Annotated in this window: 20 protein-coding genes and 1 pseudogene; 11 read left to right on the top strand and 10 right to left on the bottom strand. The window is 60.8% G+C overall.

Going from position 1 to position 15,414, the window contains the following annotated elements:
• Positions 1-175: 175 nt before the first annotated feature.
• A complete protein-coding gene (locus QMX97_RS15275) occupies positions 176-763 on the bottom strand; it encodes an NUDIX domain-containing protein (protein WP_120450760.1) in 588 nt (195 codons plus the stop codon).
• A 32-nt stretch (positions 764-795) separates the two neighbouring features.
• The gene (locus tag QMX97_RS15270) at positions 796-1,641 is read right to left on the bottom strand and encodes an SDR family oxidoreductase (protein ID WP_282397176.1); all 846 of its coding nucleotides are present in this window, start codon (positions 1,639-1,641) and stop codon (positions 796-798) included.
• Between the two features lie 162 nt (positions 1,642-1,803).
• Between QMX97_RS15270 and QMX97_RS15265 the strand changes: the two genes are divergently transcribed.
• Positions 1,804-2,730, top strand: a complete 927-nt coding sequence (locus tag QMX97_RS15265) for an alpha/beta hydrolase (RefSeq protein ID WP_282397175.1) — start codon at positions 1,804-1,806, stop codon at positions 2,728-2,730.
• A gap of 192 nt (positions 2,731-2,922) precedes the next feature.
• Here the strand turns inward: QMX97_RS15265 and QMX97_RS15260 are convergent, their stop codons facing one another.
• Positions 2,923-4,083, bottom strand: a complete 1,161-nt coding sequence (locus tag QMX97_RS15260) for an alpha-hydroxy acid oxidase (RefSeq protein ID WP_065907689.1) — start codon at positions 4,081-4,083, stop codon at positions 2,923-2,925.
• Between the two features lie 121 nt (positions 4,084-4,204).
• Between QMX97_RS15260 and QMX97_RS15255 the strand changes: the two genes are divergently transcribed.
• The gene (locus QMX97_RS15255; RefSeq protein ID WP_282397174.1) at positions 4,205-4,990 is read left to right on the top strand and encodes a DeoR/GlpR family DNA-binding transcription regulator; all 786 of its coding nucleotides are present in this window, start codon (positions 4,205-4,207) and stop codon (positions 4,988-4,990) included.
• Positions 4,991-5,857: 867 nt separating this feature from the next.
• Here QMX97_RS15255 and QMX97_RS15250 read toward each other — a convergent pair.
• Both QMX97_RS15250 and QMX97_RS15245 read right to left on the bottom strand, forming a co-directional pair.
• Positions 5,858-6,289, bottom strand: a complete 432-nt coding sequence (locus QMX97_RS15250) for a DNA methylase (RefSeq protein ID WP_106803554.1) — start codon at positions 6,287-6,289, stop codon at positions 5,858-5,860.
• Positions 6,290-6,291: 2 nt separating this feature from the next.
• Entirely contained in the window at positions 6,292-6,516 is a 225-nt protein-coding gene (locus QMX97_RS15245) for a hypothetical protein (RefSeq protein ID WP_106803553.1), read from the bottom strand.
• A 198-nt stretch (positions 6,517-6,714) separates the two neighbouring features.
• Here QMX97_RS15245 and QMX97_RS15240 point away from each other — a divergent pair, with 198 nt between their 5' ends.
• Positions 6,715-7,218 (top strand): DUF4142 domain-containing protein, encoded by a 504-nt coding sequence (locus tag QMX97_RS15240; protein WP_065907683.1) that lies wholly within the window; start codon positions 6,715-6,717, stop codon positions 7,216-7,218.
• A 30-nt stretch (positions 7,219-7,248) separates the two neighbouring features.
• On the top strand, positions 7,249-7,809 hold the full coding sequence (locus QMX97_RS15235) for a type 1 glutamine amidotransferase domain-containing protein (RefSeq protein WP_282397173.1): 561 nt from the start codon (positions 7,249-7,251) through the stop codon (positions 7,807-7,809).
• A gap of 60 nt (positions 7,810-7,869) precedes the next feature.
• Here the strand turns inward: QMX97_RS15235 and QMX97_RS15230 are convergent, their stop codons facing one another.
• Entirely contained in the window at positions 7,870-8,076 is a 207-nt protein-coding gene (locus QMX97_RS15230) for a PLDc N-terminal domain-containing protein (RefSeq protein ID WP_065907680.1), read from the bottom strand.
• Positions 8,077-8,215: 139 nt separating this feature from the next.
• Here QMX97_RS15230 and QMX97_RS15225 point away from each other — a divergent pair, with 139 nt between their 5' ends.
• The 4 genes and pseudogenes from QMX97_RS15225 (at position 8,216) to QMX97_RS15210 (ending at position 10,076) form a co-directional block, all read left to right on the top strand.
• Positions 8,216-8,773: an ATP-dependent Clp protease proteolytic subunit gene (locus QMX97_RS15225; RefSeq protein ID WP_065907679.1), complete on the top strand. Its 558-nt coding sequence runs from the start codon at positions 8,216-8,218 to the stop codon at positions 8,771-8,773.
• A 189-nt stretch (positions 8,774-8,962) separates the two neighbouring features.
• On the top strand, positions 8,963-9,439 hold the full coding sequence (locus QMX97_RS15220; protein WP_065907677.1) for a hemerythrin domain-containing protein: 477 nt from the start codon (positions 8,963-8,965) through the stop codon (positions 9,437-9,439).
• Positions 9,440-9,606: 167 nt separating this feature from the next.
• A pseudogene (locus QMX97_RS15215) lies at positions 9,607-9,717 on the top strand (KGG domain-containing protein); the annotation flags it as partial.
• A 68-nt stretch (positions 9,718-9,785) separates the two neighbouring features.
• Positions 9,786-10,076 (top strand): hypothetical protein, encoded by a 291-nt coding sequence (locus QMX97_RS15210; protein ID WP_201145017.1) that lies wholly within the window; start codon positions 9,786-9,788, stop codon positions 10,074-10,076.
• Between the two features lie 4 nt (positions 10,077-10,080).
• Here QMX97_RS15210 and QMX97_RS15205 read toward each other — a convergent pair whose 3' ends face one another.
• Complete coding sequence (locus QMX97_RS15205) at positions 10,081-11,397, bottom strand: OprD family porin (RefSeq protein ID WP_282397172.1); 1,317 nt, start codon at positions 11,395-11,397, stop codon at positions 10,081-10,083.
• Positions 11,398-11,600: 203 nt separating this feature from the next.
• Positions 11,601-11,996 carry a helix-turn-helix domain-containing protein gene (locus tag QMX97_RS15200; protein WP_065907670.1) on the bottom strand — a complete coding sequence of 132 codons (396 nt, stop codon included), beginning with the start codon at positions 11,994-11,996 and terminating at the stop codon, positions 11,601-11,603.
• 91 nt (positions 11,997-12,087) lie between these two features.
• Here QMX97_RS15200 and QMX97_RS15195 point away from each other — a divergent pair, with 91 nt between their 5' ends.
• Entirely contained in the window at positions 12,088-12,990 is a 903-nt protein-coding gene (locus QMX97_RS15195) for an aromatic alcohol reductase (RefSeq protein ID WP_120448888.1), read from the top strand.
• Here QMX97_RS15195 and QMX97_RS15190 read toward each other — a convergent pair.
• Positions 12,965-13,510, bottom strand: coding sequence for a putative natural product biosynthesis protein (locus QMX97_RS15190; RefSeq protein ID WP_282397171.1), 546 nt, complete (start codon positions 13,508-13,510; stop codon positions 12,965-12,967). The two genes, QMX97_RS15195 and QMX97_RS15190, sit on opposite strands and share 26 nt — an antisense overlap.
• A gap of 62 nt (positions 13,511-13,572) precedes the next feature.
• Positions 13,573-13,956, bottom strand: coding sequence for a DUF2946 domain-containing protein (locus QMX97_RS15185; protein WP_065907665.1), 384 nt, complete (start codon positions 13,954-13,956; stop codon positions 13,573-13,575).
• A 164-nt stretch (positions 13,957-14,120) separates the two neighbouring features.
• On the opposite strand from QMX97_RS15185, the gene QMX97_RS15180 reads away from it, so the two are divergent.
• Positions 14,121-14,726 carry an SCO family protein gene (locus QMX97_RS15180; protein WP_106803547.1) on the top strand — a complete coding sequence of 202 codons (606 nt, stop codon included), beginning with the start codon at positions 14,121-14,123 and terminating at the stop codon, positions 14,724-14,726.
• Positions 14,726-15,193, top strand: a complete 468-nt coding sequence (locus QMX97_RS15175) for a copper chaperone PCu(A)C (protein WP_065907662.1) — start codon at positions 14,726-14,728, stop codon at positions 15,191-15,193. Before QMX97_RS15180 ends, QMX97_RS15175 begins: the two co-directional genes overlap by 1 nt.
• The last annotated feature ends 221 nt before the right edge of the window (positions 15,194-15,414 follow it).

Here is a 15,414-nt window from a genome sequence, read left to right as displayed (position 1 = left end):
CCCCAATTGTGGCTGGGGGCTTGGTCGCGTATGCGGTATACCAATCTCACTCTTCAGCGACTGACCCACCGCTTTCGCGAGCAAGCCCGCTCCCACAGTTTCAACCGAGTTCGACAGGCAACACCGAACAACTCCAAGGCCGCCATGTTACTGAGGAAGTGGAAAGCTCACCGCCTCACCAGCCCTCTTTCAACATCCGCAACTCCAGGTGCTGCAGTAGCAGGATGGTCTTCCCATCCACAATCTCCCCAGCCTGTACCATCGCCAGCGCCTGTTCGAATCCCAGCTCCAACACTTCGATATCCTCGCCCTCTTCTTCCAGCCCGCCGCCATCCCCCATCCGGTCACCCGGCTGATATTCGCCGATAAAGAAGTGAATCCGCTCAGTCACCGACCCGGGACTCATGAACGCCGCATAGACCTTCTCCACCTGCCCCACGCGGTAGCCGGTCTCTTCCTCCGCTTCCAGCCGAATGCGCTCCTCGGGGCTGGCATTGTCCAGCAGCCCGGCGGCCGTCTCGATCAAGTAGCCGGGGTAATCGTTGACGAACGTCGGCATGCGGAACTGACGAATCAGCAGCACCGTGCGCTGCTCGCGGTTGTACAGCAGGATCGTCGCGCCATTGCCCCGGTCATACACCTCACGGGTCTGGGCCTGCCAGCTGCCATCACGGCGACGCAGGTCGAAGCTGTATTTCTTCAGGATGTACCAGTTGTCCGAAAGGGTCTCTTCGGCCGTGATGCGAACGGGGCTGTTGTCCATGGTCAGGTCTTTGCTCAAGGGAGTCATCGGGTTCACGCCTGTTTGATGCGAGGCCACGCGGCGGCGACAGCTTCGGCGCTGTCCGCCTTGATCCGGGCGAGATTGCGCGGGTACTCCACGCCGGGATTTTCAGTGAAGCGCGTGGCAGTGAATTGGCCATTGCTGGCGCGCAGGATGTAGCCCGTGTCCTCGCACTGCGCGGAGGCCAGGAAGACCACGCCCGGCGTCACCCACTCCGGCTTGAGTTCGTCCGGCTCCTCGCTGACACCCCACATGCGCGTCTTGGCCACCGGCGAAATCGCGTTGACGCGGATCCCGGCCTCGGCGCCCTCATGGCTCAACGCGTTCATGATCCCCAGTTGCGCCATCTTGCCAGCGCTGTAGGCCACCAGGCCGGTCTGCTCGTACTGCGCATACATCGCGCGGTCGGACGTGGTGAGGATGATGCGCGGCGAGGCCGATCGCAGCAGGTGTGGCCACGCGTGCTTGCACAGCCACAGCGGCGCGTAGAGGTTGATGTCCATGGCGCGCTGCAGGAACGCGGCATCCAGGTCGGCAATGTTCTGGTAACCGACCCAACCGGCATTGTGGATGAGGATATCGAGCTGCCCGAACGCCTCGATGGCCGAGGCGATCAGTTGCCGGCTGCCTTCTTCGGTGGACAGGTCACCTGCGTGACCGATCACCTGCAAGCCTTCGGCCTGCAAGGCCCTGGCCGCCGTCTCGACCACCGTGGCGTCGTTGCCGGCGCCGACCGGGTCGGCACCAATGTCGCTGATCACCACCCGCGCCCCGCCCAAGGCCAGCGCCCGTGCATAACTGAGCCCCAACCCGCGGGCGCCGCCGGTGACAATCGCGGTTTTGCCTGTGAAATCCATGTGCTTGCTCTCCTGTGTAGCCGCCCACCCTAACAACCGGTGCAGGGGTAATTCAATGCTGTAACACTTTGCAAGCAATCGCCGTGGACGGCTGTCGAATTAATTCCTGCCTGCGCGGGCCATCTGGTAAAACCCGTGCTTCACCTTTGTCCTGGAACCTTCATGTCTTCTCGTTTTCTGTCTCGCCTGGGCCTGCGCTGGTTTCCCCTGCTGTGCATGGCGCTGCTGATCGTCGGCCTGCCGGTGGGGTGTGCCGTGCTGCAACACAAGGAGCGCGAGCTGGTGTTTCGCATAGAGCCGGGGACTGCCAGCTGGTACAGCGGTTTGCCCAAGGCAGTGCAGGAGTTCGAACTCAAGCCTGCCAGTTTCAAGTCCGGGCAGAACATCCATGGCTGGTGGTACCCGGCGGCCAAGGCCGAAGCGCCGGCGATCCTCTACCTGCACGGCGTACGCTGGAACCTGACAGGGCAGCTGTTTCGCATTGAGCAGTTGCACGCCCTTGGCTACTCGGTGCTGGCCATCGACTATCGCGGGTTTGGCCAAAGCCACGGCGAGCTGCCATCGGAAACCACCGTGTACGAAGACGCCCGCATCGCGTGGGAGCGTTTCCAGGTGCTGCAACCGGACCCGAGCAAACGCCTGATCTACGGACATTCCCTGGGCGGCGCGGTGGCCATCGACCTGGTCGCCGAACTGGGCAAGCAAACGCCGTTGCCGGTGCGCGGGTTGGTAATTGAATCGACCTTCACCTCCCTGGCGGATGTGGCCACGGCGGTGGCGAATACCTCGTTGCCGGTACGCTGGCTGCTGTCACAGAAGTTCGATTCCATCGACAAGATCGCCGCTATCCATATGCCCCTGCTGGTGGTCCACGGGCTGGCCGATCAATACGTGCCGCCGCGTTTCAGCCAGCAGTTATTTGAAGCCGCCCAGGAACCCAAACGGCTGTTGCTGGTGCCCGGCGCCACGCACAACAACAGCATGAGCCTGGCCGGTCGCAATTATGGCCAGGCACTCGATAGCCTGATGCAAGCGAAGATGCCGCCGCAGGTTGTCACCCACTCCACAGCACGCAACGGCGACTCATAAAAGCGCTTTTCGGCACTGGGTTCGCGCTTGCGTGTCAAGCGCAAACCCTGCCCATACTGGCCCGCGTCGAAAGTTGATCAAATATTAACCGAGGGTTAAATCACCAACCCTGCCGGGCCTTCGCAAAGTTATCCACAGAGATACCCACGGTTTTCGTGGACAACTCTTTTTATTTTTTTACGATTTTTTTGCTCAGTAAACGTTTTCGGGAAATGTACCGGGCAACAAAATCTCGCGATTCACATCGCGTATATCGTTATAGCCGCACAATGCCATCGACACGTCCAGCTCACGCGCAATGATCTGGAGTGCCTTGGTCACGCCCGCCTCGCCCATCGCGCCCAGGCCATACAGGTGCGGGCGACCGATCATGGTGCCCTTGGCGCCCAATGCCATCGCCTTGAGCACGTCCTGGCCGGAGCGAATGCCGCCGTCGAGCCACACTTCGATGCGCTCGCCTACCGCGTCGACAATCGCCGGCAACTGGCTGATGCTCGACGGCGCACCGTCCAGCTGACGGCCACCGTGGTTGCTCACCACCAGTGCATCGGCACCGGAATTCGCCGCCAGGCGCGCATCCTCCACATCGAGAATGCCCTTGATGATCAGCTTGCCGCCCCAGCACTTCTTGATCCACTCCACATCGTCCCAGCTCAGGCGCGGGTCGAATTGCTGGGCGGTCCACGACGACAACGAACTCATGTCCGCCACGCCCTTCACATGCCCGACAATATTGCCGAAGCCGCGCCGCTGGGTGCCGAGCATGCCCATTACCCAGCGCGGTTTGGTCGCCATGTTGAGGATATTCGGCAGGGTCAGCTTGGGCGGCGCCGACAGTCCGTTGATCAAATCCTTGTGGCGTTGGCCGAGGATCTGCAAGTCGAGGGTCAGCACCAGCGCATCCACGCCAGCGGCCTTGGCGCGTTCGATCAATTGCTCGACAAACGCGCGATCACGCATCACATAAAGTTGGAACCAGAATGGCTGGCCGACGTGTTCGGCGATATCTTCCAGCGAGCAGATGCTCATGGTCGACAAGGTGTAGCGCAGGCCAAACGCGGCGGCGGCGCGAGCGGTGAGAATCTCGCCATCGGCATGCTGCATACCGGCCAGGCCGGTGGGTGCGAGGGCGACCGGCATGGCCATGTCCTGGCCGATCATGCGGGCGCGGATCGAGCGCTCATCAATATTGCGCGCGACCCGCTGGCGGAATTTGATCCGCGCGAAATCGCTTTCATTCGCCCGGTAGGTGCTCTCAGTCCAGGAGCCGGAATCGGCGTAATCGTAGAACATCCGTGGGACACGTTTTTGCGCCAGCTTGCGTAAATCTTCGATGGTTGTAATCAACGACATCTAGGTCACCTCTCCCTGAACTGAACACAGAGAGTAACCGCCCATCGGCTGCGCAACCAGCCATTGCGTTTAGATGGGCAGGAGACTAATCTCGCATAAAACCGCAAAAAAGCGCAAAAACATGCACGCCACTCATCAAGCCATTGACCTGCCTTCGTTGCGCAAACAAAAGATCCTGTTGCTGCTCGAGCGCGATGGCAAAGTCACCGCCGCCGACCTGGTGGAGCATTTCGCCGTGTCCCAGGACACCATCCGCCGCGACCTCGGCGAACTCGCGGCTGCTGGCCTTCTGCAACGCGTGCATGGCGGCGCCCTGCCCCGGCCCAAGGACACCGGCAAGGACTTCTTCACCCGGGTCGGCGAGACCAACGACGCCAAGCGTCACCTTGCCCACCGGGCCGCCAACCTGGTGGAAGACGGCCAGATCGTGTTGTTCGATTCCGGCTCCACCACACTGCAGATTGCCCAGTCGTTGCCGCGCTCGATCCGCCTGACCGTAGTCACGCCGTCGCCGATGATCGCCATCGCGCTGGCCGATCATCCCGAAGTGAAGGTGATCCTGGCCGGTGGCCAACTCAACCCGGCGACCTTGTCCACCACGGGCCAGGACGCCGTGCGCCTGATCCAGAGCGTCAAGGCCGACCTGCTGTTCACCGGCGTATGCGCACTGCATCCGCAGGTGGGTATCAGCTCGCTGCATTTTGATGAAGTGGCGGTCAAACAAGCCCTGCTCGACAGCGCCTCGCACGTGGTAGCAGTGACCATGGCCGACAAGCTCGGTGCGGTGGAGCCGTTTGTGGTGGGGCCGTGTGAGCGTATCCACACATTGATCACCGAGTGGCACGTGCCGAGCGTCGAAGCGTACCAACGGTTAGGCCTGGAAGTGCTGCAGGTGGAGGTCGAGTGACCTGTGGCGAACAGCTTTTGGGGGTGAGCGGGTTTGCCAACAAAGATCGCTCGCCGCGAAAGCTCATAGGCGGCGAAGTGCTGAAGAGATAATCGAAAGCCTCCTTGTGGTGAGCGGGCTTGCCCCGCGTTGGGCTGCGCAGCAGTCCCAAAACCTGCAACCGCGTTTTACCTGAAAGAATTGCGCTGGCTGGGTCAGGGCCGCTTCGCGCCTCAACGCGGGGCAAGCCCGCTCGCCACAAAAAGCGGGCTTTCCACAGCTAATTTGCTTGCCACTAGAGCGGGCTTGCCACAATCAAACTGCTTGCCAACACAGGTCGCTCGCCGCGAAAGCTCATAGGCGGCGAAGTGCTGAAGAGATAATCGAGAGCCTCCTTGTGGTGAGCGGGCTTGCCCCGCGTTGGGCTGCGCAGCAGCCCCAAAACCTGCAACCGCGTTTTACCTGAAAGAATGCGCTGGCTGGGTCAGGGCCGCTTCGCGCCCCAACGCGGGGCAAGCCCGCTCACCACAAAAAGCGGGCTTTCCACAACTAATTTGCTTGCCACTAGAGCGGGCTTGCCACAATCAAACTGTTTGCCAACATATGTCACTCGCCGCGAAAGCTCATAGGCGGCGAAGTGCTGAAGAGGTAACAATCGAGGCCCCCTTGTGGTGAGCGGGCTTGCCCCGCGTTGGGCTGCGCAGCAGTCCCAAAACCTGCAACCGCGTTTTACCTGAAAGAATGCGCTGGCTGGGTCAGGGCCGCTTCGCGCCCCAACGCGGGGCAAGCCCGCTCGCCACAAAAAGCCGGCTTGCCACAAAAAAGTCACCACAAAAAGGCCGCAGCACATCTGTCACAGCAGCCCCATGCTGCAATTAAAAAGCAGGGTCAAAACAGCACCGCAGCCGCATCGCGCATGAAAATCTCAATGGTCTTGGGCCCCACTCCGTCAAATTCGCCCAGGCGTTTTTCGAACGCCTGGCGGTCTTTGCTGGCACTGCGCATGTGGGTGATCTTGCCAGCGTATTCGGCGTTGAGCTTGGCACTGAGGTCGAGCAGGCGCTGCGCGGTGCTCTCGTCATAACGCACGTAATGCGCACGCCCGAGCATCGAGACCAGCTCACGCGATGTGCAGTGCTGCAACTTTCGCGGTGTGTCGCGGCCCTGCTCTTCGACGATCACCTTGTAAGCCTGTGCCGCGATGGGCGCCTGGATGCGCTTGCCCATCAGGAAACTGGCGACAAACCATTTGAACAGGCTGGCGTCATCCGCAGGCTTGAGATCAATCCCCAGTTCCGACGCGGAAATTGCCTTGGCCATGTTCAGTGGCCCAGCTTGCGCTCGGCCTTGGCGGCCTGCTCGTTGATCGCATCGGTCTGACGCTCGGTGTCCTTGATCGAGGTCGGCGTGAGCACCTTGTCGACGGTTTCGGTCTTGGGGTTCGGGCGCTCCAGCGTCTCGCCCTTGGCGGCGGTGCCGGCACCTTTCTGCGCCTGTTCGGAGCTGATGGGGTCAGGGGTTTTATCGGCGGTCTTGTGATCGGTCACGGTGTCTCTCCTGGCAGTTGAAGGCGTGCAAGAAAATCGCACGCATCTGTGCAGCAGAGGCCAACGGATTTCGATAGTTCAAGGAATTTGCCAGCCATGCCCGCTGGTGAGAAAAGCGCGAATTAATTTAAACCTTTTGCAGTCGGGCCGGCTCAACACTCAGGTAACGGCATCCCGCCATGTTCAAGGAGATCCACCATGACCACGCAACTGATCAAACAAATGGGCCTGACTTTCGTGCTGGTTGCCGGCTCGATTTCCACGGCCATGGCCGCGACGTCCAACAGCTTCGTAGAAGACGCGGCACAAGGCGGCATCACTGAAGTCGAGGCCGGCAAACTCGCCCTCGAAAAAAGCAGCTCGGCCGATGTGAAAACCTTTGCCCAGCACATGGTCACCGACCACACCAAGGCCAACCAGGAACTGGCAGCCTTGGCGAAAAAACTCGATATCGAAGTGCCGGACGATGCCGCGCTGACCGACAAGGCCAAGAAAGCCATTCTCGAACTGCGCGATGAATCGTTCGACAAGGCCTACGCCAACAACCAGGTGGCGGCCCATGAAAAAACTGTCGAACTGTTCCAGAAAGAAGCCGCTTCCTCGGACAACGCCGAGCTGAAAGCCTTCGCCACCAAGACCCTGCCGACCCTTGAAGCCCATTTGAAAATGGCCAAGGAACTGCAAGCCAAACACGACCATTAATCTACCCCTGACCCAAGGAGACACTCGACCATGAGCGCGCAACTCAACGGCAAGCACATCCTGATCATCACCTCCAACACCGGCATCGAGCGCGACGAGCTGGTCAAGCCGCTGGAAGCGCTGCGCGGGTTCGGCGCCACCGTAACCCACGCATCCAGCAAGGGCGGCACCACCCAGACGTTTGTCGGCGATACCGAGAAAGACAAGACGGTGGAATCCGACGTGCAACTGTCGGACGTGGTCAGCAGCGAATTCGATGCGCTGGTCATCCCTGGCGGCACCGTCAACGCCGACACCCTGCGCCAGGATGCCTCGGCGCTGCGGGTGATCAACGACTTCGTCAAGGCCGGCAAGACCGTGGCCGCGATCTGTCACGGCCCATGGGCGCTGATCGACGCCGGCGTGATCAAGGGCAAGACGCTGACTTCCTACAAAAGCGTGCGCATCGACCTGGAAAACGCCGGTGCCGCCGGCTGGGTGGATGCCGAGGTCAAGGAGTGCAAGGCCAATGGCTGGACCTTGATCACCTCGCGTACACCGGATGACTTGCCGGCATTCAACCAAGCCATCGCCAAGGCACTGGCGAGTTGATATCGATGGGTTGAAACGCAAACAGGCGCCTCTCGGCGCCTGTTTTTTTACCTATGAACCTTAACTTCTGCGCTGCTGCGCCATCTCTCGCTTGGGACCAAACATCGCCCAGGCAATCAGCCCCAACAGCGGCACGAAAATCAGCACTACCACCCACAGTCCCTTGGTCTCCCAGCCACCGGTGCTGCGCAATACGACGTTGATCGCCCACAATTCCAACAGCAGCAAAATCACCGCCAACGCGATCCAGATATATTCTATTTGCATGGTTCACCTCCTGAGGTCTATGCATTAGGTCAAGCATCTGGCCCGAGGGTTCCATCCGATTTGCACCCGGGCACATCGCGGGCAACCTTCTAGACTCAACCTCAGTCACCCCTCTTGCACTGAATTCCGGAGGTTCAGGATGACCGAGCATGTTATCCACTTTCATTGCCAGATCGACCAAGGCACCACCGAGCGTTTTCGCGACTGCTGCCTGGATGCGATCGACGAAGGCGCCAGTTCGCTGCTGCTGAACCTGTCGACCACCGGCGGCAGCACCAACTTCGGGTTTACCCTCTACACCTTCCTCAAGGCGCTGCCGGTGCCGCTCTGCGCGATCAACGCGGGCAATATCGAATCCATGGGCATCATCATGTTCCTGGCAGCGAACCGGCGTATCACCACGCCGCATTCGCGCTTTCTGATCCATCCGATGAACTGGTACTTCAGCCAGAGTTCGGTGGACCACCAACGGCTGCGCGAGTACCTGTCGAGCCTGGATAACGACCTGGCCCGCTACGTGAAAATCTATGAACTGGAGACGTCCCAAGCCGACACCCAGCTGGATATTTTCAAGTGCCTGTCAGCCGAGGAAAAGGTCATTGCCGCGCACGAATCGCTCGCCTACGGGATTGCCCATGAGGTCAAGCAGGTGGTGTTCGCTGAAGACATCAAGCATTGGAAAGTCAGCGGCGGCTAGGGACGGCGTAATGCAACTCAAACCTTGCACGACCATGCAAGCTGCACGACCGCCATACTCACGCTCATGACATAAGCTACTGATTCATAAATAATTTATAAATACGTTCAAGTTGGTATAACTGATGCACTACCTACCTGACGAGGCGCGCACTTCGACGCGCCCGCTTGCTATCCGTGAGGTTCCACCATGAATGCCATCGACCTTCTCAAGGCTGACCACGAACGCGTCAAGGCGTTGCTGACCCAACTGAGCGAGTCCACCGAACGCGGCGTCAAGAAGCGCACCGAGCTGCTGGCCAAACTCGAGATGGAGATCAGCCTGCACACCAAGCTCGAGGAAGAGATCCTCTACCCGGCCTTCCGCAAAGCCGGCGGCAAGGAGCAAGACATCATGTACCACGAAGCCAAGGAAGAGCATCGCACGGTCGACGCCCTGGTGCTGCCCGACCTGAAGCAGACCGAGCCATCCACCACCGAGTTCTCCGGGCGCGTCAAAGTGGTCAAGGAACTGCTGGAACACCACATCGAAGAAGAGGAAACCGAGATGTTCCCCCAGGCCAGGAAGCTGCTGGGCAAGGCGGTGCTGGAAGAACTCGGCGCTGAAATGGAAGCGATGAAAGCGGCGCACAAGAAATCCATGGGCGCCAAGCCGCTCGCGGCGTGACGTCCATTCGTCGCATGGTCGCGAACTTTTTCAAACTTTGCTTTCGGTTGAGTATTCCCAATTAAGCGACACCATTGATTCACTCATTGATGAGGGATTTGAAAATGGCTACCAGCGGAAAAACCACCACGGGTGCAGGCGGCAAAGCCAAGCCCGACACACAGAAAAAAAGCGGCGGTCAAGGTTCGGGCGGCAACTTTGCCAATGACCGCGAAAAGGCTTCTGAAGCCGGCAAAAAAGGCGGGGCGCACAGCTCCGGCGGCGGCAAGAAGTCTTGATTGAAGCAGTACTGGAGCCCGGATTTTTCGGGCTTCAGTCATGATCAGAGCAACAAGGGGATCGCGTCATGAAGACCAGAATGTCCCAAAGGATTTTGCTTATCGTCGGCCTGTCGGTCCTGCTGGCCAGTCCGGCCTTCGCCGCCTTCGGCGATGACACCGCGCCGTCACCGAATACGCTGAGCGACAGCAGCGCCGCGGGCTCTGCCCTGCCGCCGGGCACCTACCCCAGCAGCCCATCAGACAGCGACAAAAAAACCGAGACTGCTCCCAAGGAAAAAGCCTCGCCGAGCCCTGCGCCGCACAAACAGCCCAGCAGCAAGGCGACGAAAAAGAAAACCGCGCATACCGGCAGTTGACGCTTTACATCAGCGGGATGCTGTAGCTGACAATCAGGCGCGTTTCATCTTTGTCTGCGGTGTCATTCCCGCGCAGCACCGCACTGCGCCAGGTAAACCCCAGGCCCTTCAACCTGCCGGCGGGGATCACATAATCCAGGCGCAGGTCGCGTTCCCATTCGCTGTTATCGCGGCCGGCGGTACGGATATGACTGCCGTGGATATAAGTCACGCTTGAACGCAGGCCAGGAATGCCCAGGCCGGCAAAGTCATAGGCATAGCTGCCCACCGTCGCCTGCTCGCCGGCATTCACGAACTTCAGTGACTGCGAATTGGTGATCAGGTAGAGCGAGCGGCCCTGGCCTTGGTTGATATGCGGGAAGTCACTTTCGCCCGTGGTTTTCTGGTAGCCAAGACTCAACGCGTGCCCGCTCAGACCATACGTGAACAGTGCGCTCCACAAGCGGTTGTCGACCTTGCCCGTGTTGATGCCCGGCGCGTAGTAACCCGAACTGACATACCCTTCACTGCGCCCCGCCGCGCTGCCATTCTTGCCATCAGCGGTGCTGTAGAAATAGCGCAGGTCGCTCTTGAGCTGCCCCACTGGCAACTGCCAGTTGTGCACCAGGCCGAGGAAGTGCTGCTGGTAGAAATTCTCCAGGTTGGCGTAGTAGTACTGCAGCTGCAGCTGCTTGGTGACGCTGTAATCAACCCCGCCGTAATAGAACTGGTTGCTGGACTTGCCTTTGATCGGGTCATTGGCGCCGGCAATCGACATGCCCTGGCCGTTGCTGGAATTGCGGTCGACAACCTGCTCAAGCTTGCCGGCAACCAGGTTCAAATCCTTGAAGTCCTTGGAATCCAGTTGATAGCCACGAAAGGTCTGGGGCAGCAGGCGTCCGTCTTCGGTGGTCAGCACCGGCAGCTTGGGCATCAGGCTGCCGACTTTCAATTGAGTCTGAGCGATGCGCATTTTGCCGGTGACGCCAGTCTTGCTGAAGTCATGTGCAGCCTTGCCGTCGTCCAGGGGGAAAACGCTGCCAGGAGTGTTGTCTGCACCGGCCTTGCCGGCGCGGCCCGACGCATCCAGGCGCAGGCCATACCATTGTTGCAGATCCAGGCCCAGGCCGACCAAGCCCTCAGTGAAACCGGACTGGTAATTGAACATGAAGGCCTGGCCCCACTCCTTGTCCGAGGCGCCCCTGGCATTGCGGGTGTCCTGGTTGTAGTAGAAATTGCGCAGGTCGAGGCTGGCTTTGCTGTCATCGATAAAACCGGCGGCAGCCGCCTGCTGCGCCGCGCCGATGGACACGGCGAGCGCCAGGCAAGTGGTGTGCTTCATGAAGGCTCCGAGAAGTGATTGAGGCGACCCCGTCACGGCCCGACCCTGTTCTTTGTCAGTCGGGTCGGTGCCGCATTCAACGGGAGCGCGCACGGTATAGAGTTGAGCGGCACAGAAACAGCCGCCAAAACCGCCAATCACTTTTTCAGTTTGCGTAACAATCCAGGCCTGCCTCCGCTCGCGTCTGCCCGGCTGTTTCCCGATCAAGCCTGATCAAACTGCTCCCGCGCCTGGCGAAACGCCTCGCCGTTCTCCACCACCCAGGTCCACAGCGGAATCATGTGCACCAACAACTGCGTGCCGAGGGGCGACAGGGCGTATTCGACCCTTGGCGGCACTTCCTGAAAGTCATGGCGCAGCACCAGGCCGTCGCGTTCCAACTGGCGCAAGGTGCGAGTCAACATGCGCTGGGTGACGCCTGTCATGCGTCGACCGATCTCGGCATGGCGCAGGCGACCGGACACGCCGAGCACGTGCACGATGCCCAATGACCAGCGGTTGCCAGCGTGGCTCAACACCTCGCGCTTGAGGCCGTCATCGTCGGCGCTGAGGGCGTCGCAGGCGGCCTGCGAGCGGCGGATGATTTCGTCGTTATCCATGGGGGGCTCTCGGTATCACGCGTGTGCCTTCTTATGCGCGGCGTTTAATTCTGCAAGCATGCCACGACTTTCACTGTTGACGGAGAACCCTATGACTTCCCCTTCCATCCTGGTGCTCGGTGCCGGTGAACTGGGCATGGCCGTGCTGCGCGAACTGGTCGCGCTGGCGCCGCAGGGCACCCGCATCGCCGTGCTGTTGCGTGCGCAGTCGACTACTGCGAATGGCTTGAGTGAGCTCGGCGTCGAGCCATTGGCCGGCGATCTGCAGAACGATAGCCAGGACACGCTCGCCGCGCTGTTCGCGCCGTTCGACACGGTGATCAGTTGCATCGGATTTGCCGCAGGCCCAGGCACCCAACGCAAGTTGGCACAGGCGGCGATCCGCAGTGGGGTCAAGCGCTATGTGCCGTGGCAGTTTGGCGTGGACTACGACGTGATCGGCCGTGGCAGCCCGCAGGACCTGTTCGACGAGCAACTGGACGTGCGCGACCTGCTGCGCGGCCAACAGACCACCCAGTGGCTGATCATCTCCACCGGGATGTTCACCAGCTTTCTGTTCGAGCCATCGTTTGGCGTGGTCGACCTCGCGCAAAACACCGTGCATGCCCTGGGCGACTGGGACACAGCCGTCACCGTCACCACGCCCGAGGACATCGGCCGGCTGACGGCGCAGATCGTGCTCGCTGAACCCGCCATCGCCAACCAGGTGGTGTACACCGCTGGCGACACCCTGACCTACGGGCAGTTGGCCGACACGGTCGACGCCGCCATGGGCATCCAGCTCCAGCGCGAACCCTGGTCGGTGCCGGCGCTACTGGCTGACCTCGCCAGCAGCCCCGACGACAACCTGAAGAAGTACCGCGCGGTGTTCGCCCAGGGCAACGGCGTGGCCTGGGACCCCGCCGTCACGTTCAACGCCCGGCACGGCATCGCCGTGACCGACGTCGACGCGTGGATTCGCCAGCACCTTACGGCACCGGCAACCAGCCGCTGAATTCGCCCCGCGTGTCCAGTGAGCCCCAGACAAATTCCCCCGCCGGCACCGGCATGCGCGGTGGCTCGACGGTCGCTAGCGGGGTGCCCTTCCACTCCAGTACGGTCGAACCTTGCCAGGCCAGGATCACACCCTGTGCCGGGCTGTCGTCGGTATTGATCCAGCGCGCTGCGGCGGCGGCCATGAAGGCTTCGATCGGCTCATCGTCGATCTGCGTGCGATACGGCGAGCCCAGCAGCCAGCGACCGATGTTCAGGTGATAGGTCCAGTCCTGCGCTGGCTGGTTGCGGTAAGCCCAGGTCATGAAGCTGCGAAACAGGTTCAGGCCCTCGGGTGGGTCGAGCTTGAGCAGCGCCGGGCAGATGTCGAACACGCTGTGCCAATACGGCAACAGGCGCGCATCCAGGTGTACGAAACAACGGGAATTGCTCGGGTAGTCAGGCTGCACAGGTTCCGCGCGCAGGCGACGCGACGCCTTGCGGACCAGGCGGCTGGCGCCGGCAGGCAACAGGTGGTTCATGAAACGCACTCTCAGTCGTGACGATAGAACGCCCCCTGGTTACAGGGAGCCCAAGGCACACGTCAGAAAGTCGGGGAAGCGCGGGGGTTGGCCGAGGGCCAGGAATAACGCGGTGGCGCCTTGTTGCGCCGCTCATGCGCCGGACGCGGGGTTTGCGCCAGGCCCAACAGCCAGGCGAGACCGATCAGGAACACCAGCGCAACGGTGACGGCGTTGCACACAGGGCAGGCAAAGTAGTTCGAGATGTTGCTGGAAGACGGGCTGCCCAACCCTTTGTCGGAAAGTGGCGCCTGGCTACCGTCCACCGAACAGAACGCCCCGCCAATCCCGTTGAGTTGCTGGCCGAGCATCTGGCCATGCCCCAAACCGCACGCGAACAGGTTCATCAGCACGCAGAAGTACAGGGTCCAGACGATCAGCGGACGGGCGGGATGGCTCGATTTCATGGCGGCGACTCTACCATCAGAGCCGCAAAAGGATGAAGCACCGCATGCCCCTGTGGCAGAACGTCGCAGATTACGTGCGCTTCCCAGGGTTGGTAGACTTGGCGCCCTCAAAGCCTGATGTGTAGATCCAGAGCAATGCAGGCGTTTCACAGGATGCACAGTTGATGAGTACGTTATTTACCCGCCGCAAGGTCCTGACCGGCATGGGCCTGCTGGGTCTGGGCCTGCTGGCCGGTTGTGACAACAGCCCCAGGTTGAACTTCAAGTACGGCAAGGACTTGAGCGACAAGATCATGGGCCGCACCTTCAAGCTCAAGAACACCGAGGGCGAAACCGTCACCCTCAGCTCCTACCGTGGCCTGATGCCGGTGGTGTTCTTCGGCTTCACCCAGTGCCCGGCCGTGTGCCCGACCACCCTCGCCCGCGCCGCCCAGGCCAAGAAGCTGATGGGCCGCGACGGCGAGATCATGCAAGTGATCTTTATCACCCTGGACCCGGAACGCGACACCCCGGAGATTCTCGACAAGTACGTGAAAGCCTTCGACCCCAGCTTCGAAGCGCTGTATGGCACCCCGGAAGAAATCGCCGTGGCCGCCAAGGAGTTCGGGATCTTTTATGAAAAGATCCCCGCCGGCGACACCTACACGCTGTCTCACACGGCCACCAGTTTCGTGTTCGACACACGCGGCAACCTGCGCCTGGGCCTGCAGGCATCCCTTAACGCTAAAGAGTGCGCAGAAGACCTGCTCACCGTCATGGAGGTCTGCTAATGACTGCCGTTCAACACCTCAAGCGCACCCTGATCGGCCTGTCCCTGCTGGGCCTCGCAGCGCACGCCAGCGCCCAGGTACTGGTCACCGACGCATGGGTACGCGCCTCGGTGCCGGGCCAGCCGTCCAGCGGCGCGTTCATGACCCTGACCGCCGACAGCGACAGCCAGTTGCTGAGCGTCGCAACGCCTGCGGCCAAGGACGTGCAGATCCATGAAATGAGCATGAAGGATGACGTGATGCGCATGGGCCCGGTGGATTCCGTCGCCCTGCCGGCGGGCAAGGCCGTCAAGCTCGACCCGGATGGTTATCACGTGATGCTGATGGGCCTGACCAGCCAGATCAAGGAAGGCGACCAGGTGCCGCTGACCCTCACGGTGAAAAACGCCAAGGGTGAGAAACAAGCCATTGAAGTCAAGGCCACCGCACGCGGCCTGGATGGGATGGACCATAGCAAGATGCATTGATCTGGTGTCGCTGGGTTTTCTGGGCAGCACCAGGTTTCAGTGGCAAGCATTGCTGTAGTGGTGAATTGGGTTGTTGTGGCAAGTGGGACTGTTATTGCTAGTGGGTTTGTTGTGGCTAGCGAGCTTTTTGTGGCGAGCGGGCTTGCCCCGCGTTGGGCTGCGCAGCAGCCCTGAAACCTGACAACCCAAATCCACCTGAAGAACCGCAGTGCATGCCTGGG

The organism is Pseudomonas sp. PS01298 (assembly GCF_029959745.1).
GTDB lineage: Bacteria > Pseudomonadota > Gammaproteobacteria > Pseudomonadales > Pseudomonadaceae > Aquipseudomonas > Aquipseudomonas aylmerensis.
This window is presented reverse-complemented; position numbering and strand designations above follow the sequence as displayed.